Origin of the sequence: Synechocystis salina LEGE 00031 (genome assembly GCF_015207985.1) — a bacterium.
Classification (GTDB): domain Bacteria; phylum Cyanobacteriota; class Cyanobacteriia; order Cyanobacteriales; family Microcystaceae; genus Synechocystis; species Synechocystis salina.
Genome location: NZ_JADEVV010000043.1, coordinates 1 through 21,799, shown reverse-complemented (window position 1 = coordinate 21,799; position 21,799 = coordinate 1). Strand labels below are relative to the sequence as shown.

Sequence of the window (21,799 nt, the reverse complement as noted above, 5' to 3'; positions counted from 1 at the left end):
TCTCAAACCGTAGCGGTTAATTCTTCTTGGCGGGAAGCCCGTAGCTGGCCACAGGCCGCATCCGCTTGTACACCCCGGGAATAACGAACACTGACCGCAATGCGATGGTCACTCAAAACCTGGGCAAATTGATTAATTTGGGCCTCCGTGGGGCGCTGATAATCCACCTCGGAGATGGGATTGTAGGGAATTAAATTGACATGGGTTTGGAAACCCCGCAACTTTTGGGCCAACTGTTCAGCATGGACTGGTTGGTCATTAACCCCCGCCAGCAGAACATACTCAAATGTCACCCGCCGGCCCGTGGTTTCCACATAGGCCCGGCAGTCTGCCAACAATTGCTCCAGGGGATAGTGCCGGGCACTGGGAATTAACGATTGGCGCAAAGTTTGATTAGGGGCATGGAGGCTAACTGCAAACGTTACCTGCAAATGGCGATCGGCTAATTGGCGAATTTTCCCTGGTAAACCCACAGTGGAAATGGTCAACGCCCGCTGGCCAATACCCACCACTTGATTGAGGCATTCCACCGCCTTCACCACCTCGGGCAAATTTAACAACGGTTCTCCCATGCCCATAAAAACCACATTACTCACCCGTTCTTGAAATTCCTCCTGCACCGTCAACACCTGGTCCACAATTTCATAACTCTGCAAGTTACGGATGAAACCCCCCTTACCCGTGGCACAGAAATTACAATCCATGGCACAGCCCACCTGGGAGGAAACACACACCGTCAGACGCTTACTGCTGGGAATGCCCACCGTTTCAATGATCAAACCATCGGCCAAACGGAGCAGATATTTCCTGGTGTGGTCCGGGGCCACCGCACAGTGGTCAATCACCGATCGCCCGATGGGATAATCGCTGTTTTTCTCCCGCCAAGCCTTGGGCAAATCCGTCATGGTGTTGAGGGAACGGGCCCCTTTTTGGTACAGCCATTGGTGAATTTGCTTACCCCGATAGGCCGGTTGGCCAGTGGTTTGCACCCAGGCGGTTAACTCCGGCAGGGAAAGGGAAAGTAGGGGGACAGGGGAAGGGGCCATGGCGGTAATCGAAAAGAAGCATCCATCGCCAGTGTAAGTCAGATTTCCCGGCCACCACAAAAAAATCCTGGCCGATTGTTGACAGAAAAATCTTTCTTTGGCATATTGGTAAAAGTCTGAAATTTGCGGGTATAGCTCAGTGGTAGAGCGCAACCTTGCCAAGGTTGATGTCGCGCGTTCGAATCGCGTTACCCGCTTAGCTAAAAATCACCCCACGCTGTGGAGCAGAAAAGAACATGGCAATGGTGGGTTTTACCTGGCAGTTTCTTAAACAGAAATTATTTTTCTGGTTGCATAAGAGTCAGGAGAACGACCATTCCCACAAGGATTTGGTGCCCTTGCCGGACACCTTAGAAGCGGAATTGCTCCAATCCATTAACTCCCTTGCTACCCCCAGCGCCTACACCGAAGCTATCCATGCCGCCCTGGAAGATAGCCTCAAGGCCTGGCAAAAGAACCTAGAGGCCCCCAATAGCCTGGTGATTTTGGCCAATCCAGTGGAGCCGATCACCAAGATTTTGCAGGACAGTCTCCAGGGCTGGGAAAATAATTTAGAGGTGACGGTGGTTAAGCCCCTGGGGAATTTTCGTCGCCCCCCCGATCCTTTGACCATAACGGGACAATTACGACGGGCCCTCGAAGCCCAGGGTGGCATTGAGTTTGACGGCCAGGGAGTGGAACTAAGCCAAGATGTGGCGTGTTTGGAACAGCGCACCACCGTGGTGGTAATTCCTTCCCTAGAACAATGCTTTTTGCGTTGCATTAGCGGTTGGGACGGCATTGGTTTTTTGCGGGAAATTACTGTCCATAACCCCCAGTACTTTTGGCTGATTGGTTGTAACTCCTGGGCCTGGGACTTCCTCGATTTTGTCGGCCAGATCAGTGCCTATTTCGATGATGTACGTCCTCTGCCAACCTTAACGGGGGAAATGCTCCAAAGTTGGTTAGCCCCCCTCACAGAGCAATGGGGCACCACCACTAATAACGAAGACCTTGCCGACCCGGTTAGTGCTGATCCAGCGTCGTCAGATGACCAGAAAGAAGTCGAAGTTTATTGGCAAAGCCTAGCGGACTGCTCCCAGGGAGTTAGTTCCATTGCGGCTAAACTTTGGTTGCGGAGTCTGCGCATAGAAAAGCAAGTGATGGAAACAGAAGACCCAGCCCAGTTGGTGCTCAATACCAAAGAAAACGAGGACCAAATCTCTCCTTTGTCCCAAGTTAACCCTGCCCAACCGAGCTTACCGTCCCTTACCAACCTAGACTTGTATTTGCTCCATTCCTTGATGATCCACGGCCGCATTAGTCCTGGGCACCTAGCTCTGAGCTTAGGGGAACCGGAAAGTCAAATCCAGGCTAGGGTGCAATGGCTGCTGCGGGAAGATATTCTGGAGCGTCGTTGGGGAGATTTAATTATTTGTCCCACCTACTATCAACAACTGCAAAGTGAATTGGCCAATAATAATTTCTTTGTGGGGGGAAGATGATGCTAGATGTAACAGTTTTGCCAGATTTTTTTGATCTGAATGGGAATGCCATCGCCCATTATTTGCCGGTAGTTCATCTGAATGATCAGTGGGCATTTTGGCTCCAGGATCCGCCCTCCCTGCCCTTGGCCCAGATGACTGCCCCGGACGAAATTCCCGAAAGCCTGTTGACGGATTTGACCATCCGCAAAATCATTCGAGCCGTAATTACTGTGGCGATCGCCTATGGCATGATGGCGGTGATCCAAAAGGTGACCAACTGGATTTCGGAGCGGGTTCCCCGGCGCTTTCGGCTGTTGGTAAAACAATCTTTGCCGTTTTGCAAAGCGCTAATTTTACTGGTTACCATTTCCTATTTATTAAACCTATTTTTTAATTTATCGGAGGGTAATTTATTGGCCTTGACTGGAACCATTGCGGTGGCTCTGGGTTTTGCGTTTAAAGATTACATTAGCTCCATTATTGCCGGGGTGGTGGCCCTGTTTGAAGCTCCCTATCGGGTAGGCGATCGGATTCAAATTGGCGATCATTACGGCGAAGTGACGGGCTATGGACTGCGGGGTATTTGTCTACAGACCCCGGATGACAATAACGTCACCATTCCCCATAATAAAACTTGGACAGAACCCATTTCCAATGCCAATGGGGGCAACCTCGAAGCCCAGGTGGCCACTAGCTTTTACTTTGACCACAGCGTTGACGTGGAACAGGTTATCCGCATTTTGTACCAAGCCGCTTACAGCAGTCGCTACACCCAACTCAGCATTCCCATTGTGGTGGTGATGAAAGAACACATCTGGGGCACCGAATTTAAGCTCCGTTCCTATCCCATGGATGCCCGGGATGAATTCGCCTACCAAACCGATTTAATCCGTCGGGCTAAACGGGCCTTTGGCCAACAGGGTTTGCCCTATCCCAAACTAAAGCTGGGGCAGAACGAGTTAGACCCTGAATAGATAGGCTTTCAGCTTAGATTGCTAGTATAAACAGTGGAAGAAAGCACTCCTTGGAAAATCAACGTTGATCAAAATTCAGTTGTCTGAGCAGAAATGGCCAGGCGGCCTGGTTACTGCCCGGCTCACTGGCACTGACTTCAAAGGTTTTGCCCCCGGCTTCTGCCAATTGCAAGCTATCCACGCATAACTTGGCGATCGCCCAGCGACTAACTTGCCCCCGTAGATTATCCCCCTGGGCAAATTGCAACATTTCTGGATTTTCCGACTCTGTTAAAGCACAGGGTCGAATGATGGTGTAGGTCAGGCCACTGCCCCGGATGGCATCTTCCCCCCGTAACTTCCAGGTCAAAATGCCCCCTAGTTGGTCATTGAGGCGCACCGCAGGGGGTTCTTCCGCTAAATTTAACCCTGGACGACCGGGACGGGTGACCCCCGCCGAACTGACGTGGATAAACTGGGGCGTGAGGGGATTGGCATAGGTTTTAATCGACTCAATTTCCAAGCCAAATATGCCCGGGGAAAAGCTGGGGTTTAGGCCACCGTCATACTCAAATTTGCTATGCATTAACTGCAAGGCGGACACCTGGGAGGGATTAAATGGGCCCTTTTCTGGCACGGTCTTCGCCCGAAAGACGGGAATTAATTGCTGGAAGGGAATGCAGACCGTTTGGGGACGATTGTTGAATGTATCGAAGGAGTAACAGTAGCTCAGCCCATCCCATTCATTCTGACTGCGGACAATAAATTTGTAGCGTTTGCCGTCCCCCTGGATGCGGAGTTGGATACCTTCAGCGTGGGAAAGATCCAAAGCTGGCTCAAAATTTGGCGATCGTACCGAGGCAAAGCCCCCATTATTGGCAGTGGAAACTTCCCCGGTAAATAAAGCCCGATCGCCGGTCAGTCGCCATTGGCTAGCGCTGACTCCCCCCATCACCCCATCATCAACGGAATACCAGGCTAATTGGGGAGAATTGGTCTGACGAAAATCCATTAAGGTGCTTTCCTTGGGTTGTATATGGTCTTGGACCACCGCCAGTAAATTTTTAATGCCTTCATACTCCACTTGTTCCGGCACGTCCACCACTTCCGGCAGGTAAAACTTGAGTCCCTGGTAATACTTTTCCCGTTGGGGAGTGTCCCCTTCCACCGGCTGAACCTTGGTGCCACTACAACAAATCACCGCCGTCATCCTGGCCATTAATGCTGGAGTCAGACTTTCAGCAATAGTTAAATCGCCCCCAAAAAATTCCAGGCGATCGGGTAGCTGACCCCCAAACCAAACTTGGAAAAGTTTTTGGGCCCTGGGTAAATCCCGCACTAATACGCGCACATCTTGGCCCCCGTCAACGAGCAACTTAACTACCCGTTTGCCCACGCCGCCGGTGGCTCCCACAACTAAAATCACAGTATTTTTACCTTGGTTGACAGCATTGGTTCTAATCTAATCTTCCCTGGGTCTCTGCGCTAGGCAATTTTGACCAGAACGAATAAACTAAGGGGGTGTTGGAAAAGCCATTCTGACCCCCAATTATTGCCAGACCAACAAATCCACCCCATCTACAGAAGTGCCATCGCCGCTTCCATCTCCATGGGCCGACCCAGGAAATACCCTTGGGCATTATTTACCCGGATGCGTAGCAAAGAATCCAATTCTTCTAGAGTTTCAACTCCCTCAGCAATCACTTTAACGGCGGTTTCGTCGGCAAAGCTGACCAGGGCTTTGGCTAAAGCACGGAGTTTGCAATCGGTATCAATATGCCGAACTAGATAAATATCGAGCTTGATCAAGTCAGGGTGCATTTGGAGGATGTGACGAAAACTGGAATAGCCAGCACCAGCGTCATCAACGGCCAGACGTAAACCCTTACTGCGCAATGGCTCCAGCATCGATAACACCCTCGGGTAGTCAGATATGGCGGTATGCTCAGTCACTTCAAGAACAATCCGATCAAGTGGCACATTTTCAAGCACCCGGGCGATCGCCCCATTCGCAATATTATCTGGAGATACGTTGAGGGAAATATAGATGTGTTGGGGCAGATGGTGGAGTGCAACGATGGCTTTTTTGATGACAGCCATTTCAAGCTCTTCCCCCAGACCAACTTCCTCCGCCTCAGCAAACCAAATATCTGGACTACGCATTGGCAAATGGGAAAAGCGGGTTAAACTCTCAAATCCCACAATCCGGTCGTCTTCAAAGTTAAAAATGGGTTGGTAAACAATTTTATAGGCTGAAGTGTCCAGGACGAATCTAACCCTCTCGAACTTTTCTTTACAAGCTATTTCACTGATAATCCGTCTTTCGATTTGCCTTGATGCAAAATCAGCAAAGGTACGCATCATTAACAAATCTCGTTTGTCTAGGGAATAGTTGGGTTTAGAGCTAAAGCAACAGAAGGTGCCATAGATCTGCCCACTGCTAAACCGGATGGGCACACTTATATGGGCTCTAACTGGCAGGGCTTTTGTGACTGGAAAATCCATGGCTGCTGGGATCAGCCAGGCATCTGGAATGACCTCGGGCAGGCTCCCGTTAACAATCTGCTGACAATAGCTTTCTTCCAGGGGATTAGAATCTCCAACCCTGATTGGTGGATTTTCTGAAATAGCATCTACGTAGCGGAAATATCTTTTGCCGAAAGCAAATTCAGAAATGAAGGCAACCTCCATCCTGAGATGGGAGCGAATAGCGCGCAACGCATCGTACACCAAATCAACATCATCGTCATTGCTAGGCAATTTTTCTGAACTGATAGCCATAAGAGCCTCTGGAGTGGAGGAACGCCCTGCCGCTAATTCTTCAGAAGCTGAGTCTATTGGGGAACTCATTCGCCACTCCTAATAAAAGAAATATCTTGTTAGATTTTCTTGGACAGTTGTTAGGCTTCCGGTAACTGGTATAAAAAGGAAGTGCGCATACTTTGCTGCTTGCTAGGAGCAAGGTTTTTACGGGGGCAAAACAGACTGGGTATTTGGCAGCCCAACCGAACATAAGTTATCTGAATTGGTTGCAACCTAACATAATTCATATAATAGCCTTTAATAGCCTTACACTGGCCCCGTTGTCCAATACATATAAACACAGGAAAAATCTTTAAAGTACCACAGCCTGTGTACTAAATTGAGTAAGGTGATTTAACCAATAAACCAATAACAAGAGGACAATGCAAATTTCCCTAGGGCAGCCTATGGAGAAAATACCTTGTTTATCTGGACACACTTGATTCGGTTTCCAGCGTCAATAAGTCAATTACCTTTTCTGCACCAGTCGGTCTAACCTTTCCTGCACCGCCAACTTGATCAAAGAACGCAGTAGAAAGAGGCTAAATAAACCCGCTAAGCCAAAGCCAATCACGGCAAAGCGGGCATACACAGTGGATAACAGCACCGTCGCTGACAGCAGGGTAAACCCCGTTAAACAGGCAAAAATTAGACTTTTCAGAGCCAAATGGATTTTTCGCAACAGGCGATCGCCTTCCGGGGAGCGGGTGGCAAACTGGAGCTCGCCCCGTTCTAATTTGGCGGTTAATTCCTGGAGAAATTGTTGGTTACGGGATGGTCTGTTCAATTGGTCGAGGGCAAATTGTTTAACCTGTTGCACCAGTGCCATGGCCAGGGAACGTTTGGGTTGGGCAACGGTGACGCTTTGGATGAAGGGCTGACTGGCGGCGATCAAATTATAGCGGGGGTCCAAGGCCCGGGCGATGCCATCTAGGGTGGAGATGGATTTTAAAATAAAGGTCATTTGGGGCGGTAAGCGGAAGGGTTGTTGTTGGAACATGGCATAGACCTCTTCCCCCACTTGGTCAAAGGCTTTAATATCAATTGGTTTGTCCCGAAAGTTATCGAGCAAAAAGTTAATAATTCTTTTGACGGGACTGAGATCCCCTTTGGGTTCCACTAAGCCCATATAAATTAAGGCTTCCAACACCTGGTTAGCATCCTTTTTCAGTACAGCAAAAAAGGTTTGTATCATTTGATCTTTGGCAATGATTTTCACCTCTGCCATGGTGCCAAAATCATAAAAAATCAAGTCTCCTTGGCTATCCACCGCCATGTTACCCGGATGGGGATCGGACTGGAAAAAACCGTCAATTAGTAGTTGTTTTAAATAGGCACAAATGCCTGTTTGAATGACTAAATCTAAATCAATACCAGCGGTTTCTAAGGCTTGGCGATCGTCCACTTTAATGCCCGGTAAATATTCCAGGGTTAAAACCATGCGAGTAGTATATTGCCAATAAATTTCTGGCACTCTGACCCGGGGATAATCAGCAAAATTTTGACGGAATCTCTCTGCGTTTTTTCCTTCGTGGATATAATCAATTTCTAAAAATAGTAGGGAGAAAAATTCTTGATAAATGGCTTCCACTTCATATTTTTGGGCCAGATTTCGGAACCCAGGCAACCATCTTTTCGCCAGCCGTAACGTTTGATGTAGAAGCTCAAAATCTAGATTTAATAAACTGTCTAGCCCCGGTCTTTGTACCTTCACCACCACCGCTTCCCCCGTGGGTAATACGGCCCTATGTACCTGGCCTAAACTGGCCGATGCCAGGGGAGTAACCTCAAATTGTTGAAACATTTCATCGATCGCCCCGTGCAATTCCTCTTCAATCACGGCGATCGCCTGGCGGGAATCAAAGGGGGGCACCCGGTCTTGGAGTTGGGTAAAGGCCTGGATATATTCAGCAGGAATAATGTCGGCCCTGGTGGAAAGGGACTGACCAATTTTGATAAAAGTGGGGCCCAAATAAAGTAATTGTTGCACCAACCATTGGGCCCGACGATAGCGCCGTTGGGCAGACTGGGGAGCCGTGAGTCGGTCCCACCACAAAAAGAACACAAAGGAAAGAAAAACTCTAGTGACCGCCAGTTGTCTGCGCCAGGGCTTACGGGACAAGCCCGACCAACTGAGGGGCCGATCCGCCACCGGTTGCGAAATGACCATCATCAACGGAGGAAAAATTATTCAGTCGCCCCAGACTCCGGAATCATTAAGGTAAAAGTTATTATACTCTGGCCTGGCTGGCTGGAGGGCTTTCCCACAACGCTGATCTTACCATTGAGTTGTTCGATTAAAGTGCGGACAATGGTTAACCCCAACCCCACTCCGGCGATCGCCGAATCAATGGTCCATTGCTCCCGATAAAAGGGATCAAATAAATGTTGGAGATTTTGGGCATCTATGGCCACCGTATGGTTGCTAAAAGTGCATTTAACCTTTTTTTTTAATTCCATTGCAGTGTGATCGCATTGTTCTACGGTGACAACAATAGGACTGTCAGCCACAGCAAATTTTTGTGCATTAGCTAACAGTTCTTGGAAAATTTGCCGCAAATAATCATCATCGGCGGCCACGGAATTAATTTCATGGTCGTAATGGAGTTCTATTTTGTGATTATCTTTGCCCAAGGTAGGGCAGTGTTCAATCGTCTCCTTTAGTAAAGAAATTACCTCTAAGTCCTGTATTTGTAACTGGTTACCCTCTTGCTTAAGTTGTTTTAATTGTAAAATTTTGCTGTTAATATCATTAAGTTTATGCCACGCTTGATCGATGATTTCTAGCCTTTGCTCTAGCTTTTCTGGAGTGGGGGGAGTGGCTCGCAAAGTTGCAACTACCATGCGAATGGTGGCCAGGGGATTGCGGGTCTGGTCACTCATGATGGTAATGATATTGTTAATTAATTTCTCATTCCATTGTTTTTGTTGTTCTAATTGCCGATGGCTGGCTTCATACCAGATTTTTAAAATCGGGCTTTCTTCAAAAAAATTACGGGAGGAATGGGGCGTGCTGATGGGGTCAAATTCAGCAAGATTGACAGAAGATAAATCCTGCAGCAATTCATTGTTCGGCAACTCAATTCCTGATAATAATTGGTTAATCACCCCTAAATCATCCTGAAGCTTTTGTAAAGGAAATTGCCGTTTTTTTTGCACCGATTTTCCCTTAACTGGGCAACTATGCGCCGTTAGAATTAGCCCATTTTCCCGTCCTTGGAAAAACGTTTTAACCCCCTCTACCCTGGGGCAAGGTAAATGAAAAAGTTCTTGCCACAATGGCCATTCTTCTGTTGTTAAAGTTGATCCTTGACCGTTGGCGATCGCCTCCAGAGTATGGGGAGGGCAATCCTGCCAAAAATCTTCACTGGGCCAACGGCCATGTTTGCCAGCCAAGGACCAAAACCAAGGCTGGGCCTGCCCCACTATCCACACCACCACCTCCGACTGTAGGGCCAGAGCCAACTTATGAGCCAGCAAAACAGGCACAGGTTCGTTCCCTGGAGGAAGACAAACGAGATCAATGAGGGACTTGCCAAGGGAAGCAAAGTGGGTTGCCATTCGTAACAATCAACAAATTGGGTAACTTTCGTACACCAGCTAACTCCCTAGGATATGGGTAAAAATTGGTTTCTGACCCCAGTATAATTCCCTAAATGTGAGGAGTAATTATGGTATGTTGAGGGGCAACGGCAATAGGTCAAGGTAGGGAAAATCGGTGTCCACACCAAAGATTTTGGCAGTAGTTAACGGCAAGGGCGGCGTTGGCAAAACCACAACCGCAGTTAACTTGGCCGCAATTTTAGCGGAAAAGCGATCAGTACTTTTGGTAGATGCGGACCCCCAGGGCTCTGCCAGTTGGTGGGTGGAACGCAGTGGTGACAAGATGGGTTTCCATCTCAGTCAAGAAAATAATCCCCAGGCATTGAAAAATTTACCCCAGGTAGGCGACTACCAAATTATCGTGGTGGACACGCCCCCGGCCCTCCGCTCTGAGGCTTTGAGGACGGTCATTGGGCTAGCTGATTACCTAGTGTTGCCCACACCCCCAGCTCCCATGGATTTGACGGCGTTGATCGATACAGTAAAAAGCGCTGTTAATCCCCTACGGGTGGCCCATCGGGTGCTGTTGACTAAGGTGGACTCCCGCAGTCTGAATGAAACCTTGGAAGCCCAGAATACCCTCTTGGAACTGGGTATTCCTGCTTACCACGCCTTCGTGCGGAGTTATAAAGCCCATGAGCGGTCTGTGTTGGACGGTATGGCCATTACCCAATGGAAGGGCAAACATGCTAAGGAGGCCCAATCGGATTATCGACGGGTGGCGGACGAACTTTTGCGAGAATTACTCTAGGCCCGGGGCCCCGTTAATCAACATTTACCCAGTTTATTTCCTTAACCGAAACCCATAGTTTGATCATTAATTTTTATATTTCTAGATTTTCCCTTTGCCATGGCCAGAAAAAGCTTATCGGATCTCCTCAAACAAGAAGTTAAAGCCCAATCCCAACCGGAGGTAAAGGCTGAGATTCCCCCTGCTCCCGAGCCCACTCCAGAGGCCTCTATCCCTGAACCCACAGCGGATCTGGCCCAACTCAAAGCCCAGTTAGATAATATTAAGGCAGCACTGCAAGCGGAAAAAAGCCAAGGGGAAAAACTTAAGGAGCAGTTACAACAGTTAAACGATCGCCAGCGGCAAGAAAAAAAGGCTCAGGAAAAGGTTAAACAACTAGAACAAAGTTTAAAACAAGAACAGGCTCGGGTGAAAAAACTCCAGAACGAAGTGCAATTGGTGGAGAAGTTGCAAACGGAACTGACGGAAGAAAAAAATTTGGTGGGCAAACTGTACAGCAAAATTCAAGACTTGGAAGAGGACTTAACCCCGCCGACCAGTGCCGCCCTCACCACCCTGCCCCGAGCCATGCCGGCCCGTTATGTGGCCCCCAAACAGCCCCCCACCCATTTGAGCGATGAGGACATTGGTTGGTTTGATTAACTGAAAGCGAAATTCTTACCCATCACCACGGGCGATCGCCAAAATGGCCCTGGAAAATGAAAATTTTTCTTCCCATGGGCTAGGATCGGTTGCCATGGGTTCGCTGTTGTTCAGCTAACCACCTGGGATCAATGGCAAAGACAACACACCGATTCAAGTTAAGTCAGTGGTTATGAGAAACGCTTTAACTATTTTTGCTTTACTCCTTTCCAGCACCGGCATTTTTGTTTCCTTGGCTAGGGAGGAGTTGCGCTGTCGAGTGGGGCTGAGCAGTACCGAATGTCCCCCGGCGATCGCCCAGCCGGAGAATAATGCTCCCCAGAATGGTGGTGCCAAATTGGTCAATTCTGGCTTGCATCCCACCACGCCCACCGGGGAAAAGTCCGATAAGACCCCTGGCCCGGCCGCTGAAACTGCCAAAGTACTGGAAACGGAAACCACTGGGGCGATCGGTGAGAATCTGCTTCCCGCCGGAGAAAGTCATGGAGAATCACCTTCCGACGCTACCGAACTACCTTCTTCGCCTCCTCTCCATAGCCCCCTTGGTAAACCCATGGAGCAAAAAGCTGTGGACACTGCCATTATCAGCAATCCTGCTCCGAAAAAGGCTTTACCCAGTGAAGCTCCCATTGCTCCCCCCGCCAGTAAAAATCCGGCAGAAGATCACCTCATTCAGGTCATTCCGGTGGAAGGGGCCGCCATTCCCGTAGCTCCAGGTCCCCAGGAATAGAATCTAGGATCTGGCAAAGGGGAAAGAGCCCTGTCTTTACCCCCTTTATTGCCGAGCTTTGCGGTAATCTGGCTAATTTGCCCAGCAATGTAGTTCAAACTAGTTACTTAAAACTATAAAAATCATTAGTCAAGAATAAAAAGCCAATGATTTAGGGCCTTGGCCCTTTAAAAGCTCTTATAATGGTTTGCGCCTTGAAATTATTTTGTTTTCCTTTAGTCCCTGCGCATGCCTCGAATACTGATCATTGACGACGACCCGGCAATTTCTGATTTAGTCTCCATTAACCTGGAAATGGCGGGCTACGATGTCCAACAAGCAGTGGATGGCATTAAGGGTCAAGCGTTGGCGGTGCAACTGCAACCGGATTTGATCATGTTGGACTTGATGCTGCCCAAGGTGGATGGGTTTACGGTCTGTCAACGGTTGCGCCGGGATGAACGCACGGCCGATATTCCGGTGCTGATGCTAACGGCGTTGGGTCAGATCCAGGATAAAATTCAAGGCTTTGACTCCGGGGCCGACGACTACCTCACCAAGCCCTTCGACGTGGAGGAAATGTTAGCCCGGGTGAGGGCCTTACTGCGGCGCACGGATCGCATTCCCCAGGCGGCGAAACACTCAGAAATTCTCAACCAGGGGCCCCTAACCTTGGTACCGGAAAGATTTGAGGCGATTTGGTTTGGCAAAAGTATTAAGTTGACCCATTTAGAGTTTGAATTGCTCCACTGTTTGTTGCAACGCCATGGGCAAACGGTTTCCCCCAGCGACATTTTGCGGGAAGTGTGGGGCTACGAACCAGATGATGATATTGAAACTATTCGGGTGCACATTCGCCACCTCCGCACCAAGTTGGAACCTAACCCCCGTCGGCCTCGCTTCATTAAAACGGTGTATGGGGCAGGCTATTGTTTAGAACTGTCAACGGAGGAAGGGGGCGGCAATCCAGCGTAGGTTTTAGTTTCCAAGTTTCCAGCCCATTGTCCGATTGATTTGCCCTAGATTTGAGTGTTTACCATGGCCGTCACTGATTTAAGTTTGACTAATTCTTCCCTGATGCCGACGTTGAACCCAATGATTCAACAGCTAGCCCTGGCGATCGCCGCTAGTTGGCAGGGTTTATCCCTCAAGCCCTATGCGTTACCGGAGGATTTGGGCTACGTAGAAGGGCGATTGGAAGGGGAAAAGTTAGTGATTGAAAATCGGTGCTACCAAACGCCCCAGTTCCGCAAAATGCATTTGGAGTTGGCCAAGGTGGGCAAGGGATTGGATATTCTCCATTGTGTGATGTTTCCCGAGCCCCTATACGGTCTGCCCCTATTTGGTTGTGATATTGTGGCGGGGCCAGCGGGGGTGAGTGCGGCCATTGCCGATCTATCCCCCACCCAAGGCGATCGCCAATTGCCTGAAGCGTACCAAGAAGCATTGGCGGAATTAGGCCAACCAGAATTTGAGCAACAACGGGAATTGCCTCCCTGGGGAGAAATATTTTCTGAGTATTGTTTATTTATCCGCCCCAGCAATGACACTGAAGAAGAACGGTTTGTGCAACGGGTAGCGGATTTTTTGCAAATTCACTGCCACCAAGCAACGGTTGCTGCACCTTTGTCTGAGACTCAAACGTCGGAACACCGTCAGGGACAAATCCATTACTGCCAACAACAACAGAAAAATGATAAAACCCGCCGGGTACTGGAAAAAGCCTTTGGAGACGCCTGGGCGGAAAGATATATGAGTCAGGTGTTATTCGATGTTATTCAGTAAGGAATAAAGTCTTCGTTACTACGTTGGCGTGGATTTAAATTAAATGTAGGGTAGGGTTAATTTTTAGTGGTCAAAGTAGCTGTCGCAGTCAGTTCTGCTTAGCCTCAATTTTGTTACCCTGACCCAAATCTCGCCGCAGTTATTTCAATTTGCGAACCAACTATGGCCTACTGGTTATTTCAAGGCAACCCTAAGTACTATCGTATTCTTCAAGCCATTGAAGAGCAAGAGGAATTGCCCTGGTTAGTAACCCGTTATGGCAAGGAAATTCAGGTTGGCGATCGGGCTTTGGTCTGGATGGCGGGGCCAGAAGCGGGGATTTATGCCATTGCCGAAGTAACTAAGCCACCGGAAATTCAAACAGAGCTACTAGATAAGCAATATTGGCTCATGCCTGACCAGGCTAAGTTAGATAAACCGAGGGTACAACTCAGATTTCTACGTAAATTGCTGGGACAACCCCTCCGCCGCCACGAACTTAAACAGGATCAGATTCTGCGAGATTTGCTGGTTATTCGAGCTCCCAACAGCACCAACTTTCGGGTTACAGAGGAGCAATGGCAACGGGTTTATAGTCTCAAAGGTTGAGTCGGGGAAATCTGAAGTAAATCTAAAGAATATCGATGCTGTAGCCAAGTTTTCTTTCCCCTGGGGAGAGTGTTGGTTAGAATCTGACGGTGACTGGGGTTTTTCTCCCCACCCTTGCCCCTATTGTTGAGGTTGCAGATCAAAACTATGGCTGAGTCTATTCTCCCCAATGCCATTCGCTCCCAAAGTCAACCCCATGCTTTTGTCCAGGTTCAGGTCTGGATTCGTCGACTGGTGTGGAAAATTGCCATTGCCACAGTGCTATTGATGGCGGTGGGCAGTGCCACCAGGGTAATGAATGCGGGGCTAGCCTGTCCTGATTGGCCTCTGTGCTATGGTCAGTGGATCCCCAGTCAACAAATGAATTTACAGGTATTTTTAGAATGGTTCCACCGTTTGGATGCCGCTTTGATTGGTTTTAGCACCCTAATTTTGGTAGGTTTGAGCTGGTGGTTCCGTCGGGTTTTGCCCAGTTGGTTGCCCTGGGCTACCTTGGGATCCCTGGCGCTGATTTTGGTGCAGGGATTGTTAGGCGGGCTGACGGTGATTGAACTGCTACGGTTTGACATTGTAACGGCCCATTTGGGGACAGCCATGGCTTTTTTAGGCTCTTTGGTGATCATTGGCCTCTGCCTGATGCCCTACCAAAGCAATCAAACAGCCGGTAAGTTAAGACCGGTGGCCCTGGCTAGCACCACTATCATTTATCTGCAATGTTTAATGGGGGGATTGGTGGGCTCCCAGTGGGCGGCCCATCAGTGTTTGGCGATCGCCGGCACGCAATTTTGCCAAGTGTTGCATAGTCATCTGTTGGGGGTTTTACCCACGGCCTTGGGGGTGGCTATGACCTATTGGTGTACCAGGCGCACCCCGGCCCTGAACCCTTTCCTACGCCAGTTGGGCAATGGAGCCCTGGCCCTGTTGGGGGGACAGATCCTATTGGGGGTTGCTACGCTAAAACTCCATTTACAAATTGAACCCTTAACCGTAGCCCACCATACAGTGGGAATTTGTCTCTGGGCTACCCTATTGGCGATCGCCGTTTTGGCAGTGCGAGACCATCGACCGACGACCCCCATTACAGCCTGATGGCAAAAATATTCAAATCTTTCTGGGGAGGGAAGTTCCTGCTGTTGCGGTCAATCTAACTGCTATTTTTTGTCCAGTTTGGGAAGACTCGCTTAAAATTCAAGAAAAATTTTTGCTCTTCCCCCTGCTTACCCTTTCTTTTGATTCTCTATGGTTACTTCGACAAAAATTCATCGCCAACACGATTCCATGGGGGCGGTGTGCAAAAGTTATTACCAGTTAACCAAACCGAGAATTATTCCCCTCTTGCTGATTACCACCGCCGCTTCCATGTGGATTGCCTCGGAAGGTCGGGTGGATTTACCCAAATTGTTCATCACCCTATTGGGGGGAACCCTGGCCGCTGCGTCGGCCCAAACCCTGAACTGCATTTACGACCAAGACATTGATTATGAGATGCTCCGCACCAGGGCCAGACCCATCCCGGCCGGAAAAGTCCAACCCCGCCATGCGTTGATTTTTGCCCTAGTTTTGGGGGTACTCTCATTCACTCTTTTTGCTGCCTTTATCAATGTGCTCAGCGGTTGCTTAGCGTTGTCCGGCATCGTCTTTTACATGCTGATCTATACCCATTGGCTGAAACGACACACCGCCCAAAACATTGTCATTGGTGGGGCAGCGGGCTCCATTCCCCCCTTGGTAGGTTGGGCCGCCGTTACGGGGGATTTAAGCTGGACTCCCTGGGTGCTGTTTGCGCTGATTTTTCTCTGGACTCCCCCCCACTTTTGGGCCCTAGCTTTGATGATTAAGGATGATTATGCCCAGGTGAATGTGCCCATGTTGCCGGTGATTGCGGGGGAAGAAAAAACCGTCAGCCAAATTTGGTACTATTCACTTTTGGTGGTGCCCTTCAGCCTATTACTGGTCTATCCCCTCCACCAGTTGGGCATCCTTTATCTGACGATCGCCATGGTTTTGGGCGGACAATTTCTGGTCAAAGCTTGGCAACTCAAGCAGGCTCCCGGCGATCGGGACTTAGCCCGGGGATTATTCAAGTTCTCCATTTTTTACCTCATGTTGCTCTGCCTGGCCATGGTGATTGACAGTTTGCCCGTCACCCATCAGTTGGTGGCCCAAATGGAAACTTTGCTGTTGGGTTAAAGTTAGACCATGGCCTGGGTTTGGTTTATCCCAAGGCTCTGCTGACTTATTTGCTACCTACCCCTTCTCCCTTTTCCCCATGTGTCTAGCCTTGCCCGGCCAGGTTGTCAGTTTAATTCCCCACTCTGATCCCCTGTTGTTGGCAGGAAAAGTTAGTTTTGGTGGCATCATTAAAACCGTTAGCCTCGCCTATGTCCCTGAGGTTAAGGTGGGGGATTACGTCATTGTCCATGTCGGCTTTGCCATTAGCATTGTGGATGAAGTGGCCGCCCAGGAAACTTTGACCGATTTGGCGGCAATGGAAATCTAATATCCGGGGTAACAAAACAAATACTCAACTAGTCGATGCTATAGAACTTTTGGGAGCCAAAAGTAATGTACGGGCCAGATCCCAAAAACAAGCACCCCATGGTGGGATTTCCCCAGGTTTGTTTTATTAAAAATACGGTTTCTAATCCCAATATCATCATTGGAGACTACACCTATTACGATGATCCCGAAGATTCAGAAAACTTTGAGCGCAATGTTCTGTACCATTTTCCCTTCGTCGGCGATCGCCTAATTATTGGCAAGTTCTGCGCCTTAGCCCGGGGCGTAAAATTTATTATGAATGGGGCTAACCATGCCATGGCAGGGTTTTCCACCTACCCCTTTGCAATTTTTGCCAATGGTTGGCAAACGGTGGCACCAGAGGAAGAACCGCCCCACAAAGGGGATACGGTCATTGGCAACGACGTCTGGATCGGCTATGAAACAGTGATTATGCCAGGGGTACAGGTGGGAGACGGGGCCATTATTGCCGCCAAATCCGTTGTTACCAAGGACGTGTTGCCCTACACCGTTGTGGGGGGAAATCCCGCCCGCTTGCTCCGTCAACGCTTCACAGACGAAGTGATTGACGCCTTGCTAGTGATTGCTTGGTGGCATTGGGACATTGGCAAAATTACCCGCAATCTCGATAAAATTGTCGCCGCTGACATTGAAGCTCTAAGAACTTGTATTTAGAAAGGGTTTAACTAAAGCCCCTGCCCGTAAATTTTGGCAAAAAGAGACAACCTCCAGCCTTATTCAGTAACGCAATTCCACAGGTAAGGTAAAACTTGGCGATCGCCGTTTTCCTCCCAACTGCAAAATAGATAGGGCCAAATTCTTGACCTAACCGTTACATTCAAACAAACGAATGAAGAAAAAAGTCACCATTTTTAAGCCATAGGGAGACTTCCACCAAATCGCCGGGAAGCTACCCACTGGAGCGTTGAGGGAAAAATCCCATTGGTCATATTCCTCAAAACGAAGCTTTCCTTCCTGCACCCAACCCACTTCTTGGGCAAAGGCACCCATCACTTTGCGGTCTTGGGTCCGGAGAGTATCAGTGTTACCGCCTACCTTTTGATAAGCTTCCAATTGACGGCTAAAACCGAAGCGATCATCGCTATAGGTCCGCCACAGGCGATCAATTACCGTTAAAACCGTACAGGGCAGAGCAGACAAAGTTTCTGGGCTCAGATTATCCCGATTACGATTGAGGGTTTCGAGGATAATGCGGGTGGTTTCGTGGTCTGCCCTTTTGAAGTCCTTGGCCATCAAACATTCCTGTAACTTGCCATAGCGCTCAATGTCTGGGATTAAGGTCAGTTTGCTTTCCAGGTTTTCCACCCGTTGGCTGAGGCTCTGGACTTGGCTAGCCAAATTCTGACATTGGTGGGCCAGTTCGGCATAATTCTGGTCGTTAGAGTCTGGGATGATGGAATCGGCCATAAATGTTGCTTAGTCACTCCAATCAGAGTGTTTGATATTGCAGGCAATGGACTAATTTTCTCAAATTTCTCAGATTTCTTCCATTTCCAAACGCCCTGCCGTCACCGCATCAAAGGCAAAGGCCAATACTACAGGCATGGGGTTTCTGAGCAAAAAAGCAGAACCGATCGCCAAAGCAGAAACAGCCACAGCGGCGGTTAACCAAGCTTTTTCCTCTTCGCAAAGACCTTTTTCTAGTTTAATTGCCCGGAGAATTTTGCCAGGAATTGGCTCCGGCATGACAGCTCCAGGGGGAAAAGCCCAATAGTAATTGAGTCTTTCCATGAACAAATCTGTCCAACCGTTGGCTTCACACCATTCTTCAATCCAAGCGTCACAAAAATGTCTCATTTTTAGGTATTTATGCTTACCTTATACTCAACAGAAAAGCCACCATGGGACTAGAAACCCGGCTTTCCCGCCATCTTAGCAAGGGTATTTGGAGGGAAAGGAAAATGCCATAAAACTTAACTTTGTTTAACTCAAGTTAATGGTCTGGAAACCAGGACAGCTCTGCAAACTGCTTTAAAAAGGCCCCACTCAAATCAACAGAAAAATTGCCGAAATCCCTTGAAATTAGGACGTTGGTAGGAGTAATTAAAAGTTTATCCACGGGCTTGAGAACCTGTTGGGGAAATTGAGTTCTGGCAATCAAATCTCCCTAACTCTCCTTGACAATAGTGTTTTAATCTTCCCTAGCTCTTCTTGGTAAGCGAGAAAATCTGGGGGTTGATTAAGGATTACCGCGCCATGTTTGTAGTTGTTCCCAGGTTTCCCGTTGACTAACAATATTTTCCTGGGCGGAGAAAAGGGCCAAGGCCGTTTCCAGGTCAGCCATGGCTTGGCTTTGATCGCCTAATTGCCAATAAATTTTTCCCCTGGCTTTGTAGGCCTCCGCCAATTGGGGGTTTAGGGCAAGGGCCTGGCTATGGTCGGCGATCGCCCCTTGGTAATCAGCTATCCTGGCCCTGGCAATACCCCGATTAAAATAGGCATCGGCATAGCTTGGATCCAGCAGAATTAATTCCGTAAAAATGGCGATCGCCCCCCGGTAGTTTTTTTTAATCCCCTCATCCATGCCATCAATTAGCCTTTCCTCCAAGGGATGGTCACCCATCAAGGGTAGGGAACGATCACTGTCAACCATGTCTTGGCCCGGCAGGGGCAGGGGAAAAACCAATGACAATGCTCCCACCACAGCGACGGAGAAGAGGGAGCGGCCTAGGCAATAACCATGGTTAACCATAGGATTTATCTATGCCAACAGTCTGGCTTTCGGGTACTTCCTGGCGAGGGTGTGCTAGCTTTAGCTAAAGTTAACCCCATACCTAATCAATTTCTAGATTTTTTTAACATAAATCTTCCCTTAGCGAGAAGCCATGCGCGCCCTATTAATCTATCCGTTGTTTCCCCCTACTTTCTGGTCCTACGAGAAAATTCTGGAGCTAGTGGGTCGGAAGGTTTTATTACCTCCCCTCGGGTTGATCACCGTGGCGGGTATTCTCCCCCAGGAATGGGAGTTTAAGCTGGTGGACCGCAATGTCCGCAATGTAAGAGAAGATGAGTGGGACTGGGCAGACGTGGTCATCATCTCCGGCATGATCGTGCAACGGGATGACATGGTAGAAAATATCAAAGCCGCCAAAGCCCACGGAAAATTGGTAGCCGTAGGGGGGCCCTTTGCGACTTCAGTGCCCGATGAAGTAAAAAATGCCGGGGCGGATTTTCTGATTTTGGATGAGGGGGAAATAACCCTACCCATGTTCGTAGAGGCCCTAGAGCGGGGAGAACGCCAAGGCATTATCCGGGCGGAAGAAAAACCCGATGTCACCACCACCCCCATTCCCCGTTACGATCTGTTGGAATTGGACGCGTATGATTCCATGTCGGTGCAGTTTTCTCGGGGTTGCCCCTTCCAGTGTGAATTCTGCGACATCATTGTGCTCTACGGTCGCAAGCCCCGCACCAAAGACCCGGCCCAGCTACTTAAGGAATTGGATTATCTTTATGAGTTGGGTTGGCGGCGATCGGTGTTTATGGTGGATGACAACTTCATCGGCAATAAACGCAATGTGAAATTATTGCTGAAGGAACTCAAGGTTTGGCAGGCGGAGCATAAATATCCTTTCCGTTTCAACACTGAAGCTTCCATTGACTTGGCCGATGACCAAGAAATGATGGATTTAATGGTGGAATGTTACTTTGATGCGGTGTTCCTCGGTATTGAAACCCCCGACGAAGAAAGCTTGGAGTTCACCAAAAAATTCCAAAATACCCGTAACTCCCTGGCGGATTCCGTCGATAAAATCATCAAGGCTGGTCTCCGACCTATGGCGGGCTTCATCATTGGCTTTGATGGGGAAAAACAGGGCGCTGGCGATCGCATTGTCCGCTTTGCCGAACAGACGGCCATTCCCACCACTACCTTTGCCATGCTCCAGGCTTTGCCCAACACGGCCCTATGGCACCGACTGAAACGGGAAAATCGTCTACTGGATGAGAGCAAGGGCAATATTAACCAGACTACGTTAATGAACTTTGTCCCCACCCGGCCCCTGGAGGACATTGCCAATGAATACGTGGAAGCCTTTTGGGAGTTATATGATCCCCACGGTTATCTAGACCGCAACTACCGTTGTTTCCTCAAATTGGGTGCGCCTAAATGTAAAGCCCCAGCTAAGTTGCCCAGTTTGGTTGATCTGAAAGCTTTGGCGATCGTGGTCTGGCGACAAGGCTTTAAACGGGATACCCGGTGGCGTTTTTGGCACCATGCCTTTGGTATTCTTCGCCATAACCCAGCCGTGTTTGAGCATTACATCACCCTCTGCGCCCATAACGAACATTTCATGCAATATCGGGAAATTGTCCGACAAGAAATTGGCGAACAGTTAAAGGATTACCTTAACAACCAGCAACAGGAACAAGTCGTTCCTTCCCTTGTGACAACGGCAGAAAAAGGGGAAAAAGTTTTGGCAAGTTAGTTCCTCCGCTCTGTCTAAAATACACAGAAAGCAATATAGACCTAGTATCCAATGGCAACCGATGGAGATACTAGGTTTTTTCTGCTCATTTCCTTTATGGGGTGGGCTGTTGTTCCAAATAAGCTAAAAATTCAATCAACTGTTCATCGGACAGTAACTGGCGGGATCGTTTGCCGTAGGTTTGCAGCAGATAATTGCGTCCCTGTTCACTGGTCCAGCCCAATCGTTTGAGCTCTAGGTTACTGCGGGCAATAATTTCTGAAAAGTCCATGGGTCCTTCGGGTAGATCCGTTGCTTCCGCGCTGGCCATGGCGGGCTCAGAAAGCTCTGGTTCGGTTTCTACAGGCAGAGGTAGAGGTAATTCAGGAGTCTCCGGCGATTGCTTGGGGGCAAAGTCGAGTTGGGGTTCAGGGTCAACGGGAGGATGCTCTTCCGGTTGCTCAAAGGAAGTATTTGCCATTGCCGGGGGCGGGGCCGGTTCTTCCA

At 49.0% G+C, this 21,799-nt stretch carries 21 protein-coding genes, 1 tRNA gene and 1 pseudogene; 14 read left to right on the top strand and 9 right to left on the bottom strand.

The annotated features are described in order from the left end of the window. Positions 1-2 precede the first annotated feature (2 nt). Positions 3-1,046, bottom strand: coding sequence for a dual-specificity RNA methyltransferase RlmN (gene rlmN / locus IQ217_RS13965; protein ID WP_194020412.1), 1,044 nt, complete (start codon positions 1,044-1,046; stop codon positions 3-5). Between the two features lie 125 nt (positions 1,047-1,171). On the opposite strand from rlmN, the gene IQ217_RS13960 reads away from it, so the two are divergent. From IQ217_RS13960 to IQ217_RS13950, 3 genes are all read left to right on the top strand, one after another. Then, positions 1,172-1,243 (top strand) — tRNA-Gly (locus tag IQ217_RS13960). 45 nt (positions 1,244-1,288) lie between these two features. Continuing rightward, complete coding sequence (locus IQ217_RS13955) at positions 1,289-2,530, top strand: AsnC family protein (protein WP_228024213.1); 1,242 nt, start codon at positions 1,289-1,291, stop codon at positions 2,528-2,530. Next, on the top strand, positions 2,530-3,486 hold the full coding sequence (locus IQ217_RS13950; protein ID WP_228024214.1) for a mechanosensitive ion channel family protein: 957 nt from the start codon (positions 2,530-2,532) through the stop codon (positions 3,484-3,486). The genes IQ217_RS13955 and IQ217_RS13950 overlap by 1 nt, the downstream gene beginning before the upstream one ends. A 58-nt stretch (positions 3,487-3,544) precedes the next feature. Here IQ217_RS13950 and IQ217_RS13945 read toward each other — a convergent pair whose 3' ends face one another. From IQ217_RS13945 to IQ217_RS13930, 4 genes are all read right to left on the bottom strand, one after another. Then, positions 3,545-4,891 (bottom strand): CIA30 family protein, encoded by a 1,347-nt coding sequence (locus IQ217_RS13945; protein WP_194020409.1) that lies wholly within the window; start codon positions 4,889-4,891, stop codon positions 3,545-3,547. Between the two features lie 152 nt (positions 4,892-5,043). Then, complete coding sequence (locus IQ217_RS13940) at positions 5,044-6,315, bottom strand: sensor domain-containing phosphodiesterase (RefSeq protein WP_228024215.1); 1,272 nt, start codon at positions 6,313-6,315, stop codon at positions 5,044-5,046. Positions 6,316-6,736: 421 nt separating this feature from the next. Further along, on the bottom strand, positions 6,737-8,440 hold the full coding sequence (locus IQ217_RS13935) for an ABC1 kinase family protein (protein WP_194020408.1): 1,704 nt from the start codon (positions 8,438-8,440) through the stop codon (positions 6,737-6,739). A 14-nt stretch (positions 8,441-8,454) separates the two neighbouring features. Then, the gene (locus IQ217_RS13930) at positions 8,455-9,828 is read right to left on the bottom strand and encodes a sensor histidine kinase (protein ID WP_194020407.1); all 1,374 of its coding nucleotides are present in this window, start codon (positions 9,826-9,828) and stop codon (positions 8,455-8,457) included. Between the two features lie 157 nt (positions 9,829-9,985). Between IQ217_RS13930 and IQ217_RS13925 the strand changes: the two genes are divergently transcribed. The 10 genes from IQ217_RS13925 to IQ217_RS13880 all read left to right on the top strand — a co-directional run bounded on the left by IQ217_RS13925 (position 9,986) and on the right by IQ217_RS13880 (position 17,540). Next, positions 9,986-10,621: a nucleotide-binding protein gene (locus IQ217_RS13925; protein WP_190596574.1), complete on the top strand. Its 636-nt coding sequence runs from the start codon at positions 9,986-9,988 to the stop codon at positions 10,619-10,621. Between the two features lie 99 nt (positions 10,622-10,720). Continuing rightward, positions 10,721-11,263: a hypothetical protein gene (locus IQ217_RS13920; RefSeq protein WP_194020406.1), complete on the top strand. Its 543-nt coding sequence runs from the start codon at positions 10,721-10,723 to the stop codon at positions 11,261-11,263. A 172-nt stretch (positions 11,264-11,435) separates the two neighbouring features. Next, positions 11,436-11,993, top strand: a complete 558-nt coding sequence (locus IQ217_RS13915) for a hypothetical protein (protein ID WP_228024271.1) — start codon at positions 11,436-11,438, stop codon at positions 11,991-11,993. A gap of 228 nt (positions 11,994-12,221) precedes the next feature. After that, entirely contained in the window at positions 12,222-12,947 is a 726-nt protein-coding gene (rpaA, locus tag IQ217_RS13910) for a two component system response regulator RpaA (protein ID WP_190596568.1), read from the top strand. A gap of 63 nt (positions 12,948-13,010) precedes the next feature. Then, positions 13,011-13,757 carry a phycocyanobilin:ferredoxin oxidoreductase gene (locus IQ217_RS13905; RefSeq protein ID WP_194020404.1) on the top strand — a complete coding sequence of 249 codons (747 nt, stop codon included), beginning with the start codon at positions 13,011-13,013 and terminating at the stop codon, positions 13,755-13,757. Positions 13,758-13,919: 162 nt separating this feature from the next. Further along, the gene (locus IQ217_RS13900; RefSeq protein ID WP_194020403.1) at positions 13,920-14,345 is read left to right on the top strand and encodes an EVE domain-containing protein; all 426 of its coding nucleotides are present in this window, start codon (positions 13,920-13,922) and stop codon (positions 14,343-14,345) included. A gap of 147 nt (positions 14,346-14,492) precedes the next feature. After that, the gene (locus tag IQ217_RS13895) at positions 14,493-15,434 is read left to right on the top strand and encodes a COX15/CtaA family protein (protein WP_194020402.1); all 942 of its coding nucleotides are present in this window, start codon (positions 14,493-14,495) and stop codon (positions 15,432-15,434) included. 150 nt (positions 15,435-15,584) lie between these two features. Beyond that, entirely contained in the window at positions 15,585-16,535 is a 951-nt protein-coding gene (locus tag IQ217_RS13890) for a heme o synthase (protein WP_194020401.1), read from the top strand. A gap of 79 nt (positions 16,536-16,614) precedes the next feature. After that, positions 16,615-16,845, top strand: a complete 231-nt coding sequence (locus IQ217_RS13885; RefSeq protein WP_194020400.1) for a HypC/HybG/HupF family hydrogenase formation chaperone — start codon at positions 16,615-16,617, stop codon at positions 16,843-16,845. A gap of 65 nt (positions 16,846-16,910) precedes the next feature. Then, positions 16,911-17,540 (top strand): Vat family streptogramin A O-acetyltransferase, encoded by a 630-nt coding sequence (locus IQ217_RS13880; RefSeq protein WP_194020399.1) that lies wholly within the window; start codon positions 16,911-16,913, stop codon positions 17,538-17,540. 150 nt (positions 17,541-17,690) lie between these two features. Here IQ217_RS13880 and IQ217_RS13875 read toward each other — a convergent pair whose 3' ends face one another. From IQ217_RS13875 to IQ217_RS13865, 3 genes are all read right to left on the bottom strand, one after another. After that, positions 17,691-18,293, bottom strand: a complete 603-nt coding sequence (locus IQ217_RS13875; RefSeq protein ID WP_194020398.1) for a GUN4 domain-containing protein — start codon at positions 18,291-18,293, stop codon at positions 17,691-17,693. A gap of 69 nt (positions 18,294-18,362) precedes the next feature. Continuing rightward, the gene (locus IQ217_RS13870; RefSeq protein WP_162328734.1) at positions 18,363-18,683 is read right to left on the bottom strand and encodes a slr1957 family protein; all 321 of its coding nucleotides are present in this window, start codon (positions 18,681-18,683) and stop codon (positions 18,363-18,365) included. Positions 18,684-19,065: 382 nt separating this feature from the next. Beyond that, on the bottom strand, positions 19,066-19,578 hold the full coding sequence (locus IQ217_RS13865) for a tetratricopeptide repeat protein (protein ID WP_194020397.1): 513 nt from the start codon (positions 19,576-19,578) through the stop codon (positions 19,066-19,068). A gap of 133 nt (positions 19,579-19,711) precedes the next feature. Here IQ217_RS13865 and IQ217_RS13860 point away from each other — a divergent pair, with 133 nt between their 5' ends. After that, positions 19,712-21,313, top strand: a complete 1,602-nt coding sequence (locus IQ217_RS13860) for a B12-binding domain-containing radical SAM protein (RefSeq protein WP_194020396.1) — start codon at positions 19,712-19,714, stop codon at positions 21,311-21,313. 94 nt (positions 21,314-21,407) lie between these two features. On the opposite strand, the pseudogene IQ217_RS13855 reads toward IQ217_RS13860, so the two are convergent. After that, positions 21,408-21,799: pseudogene (locus IQ217_RS13855) on the bottom strand (hypothetical protein); the annotation flags it as partial.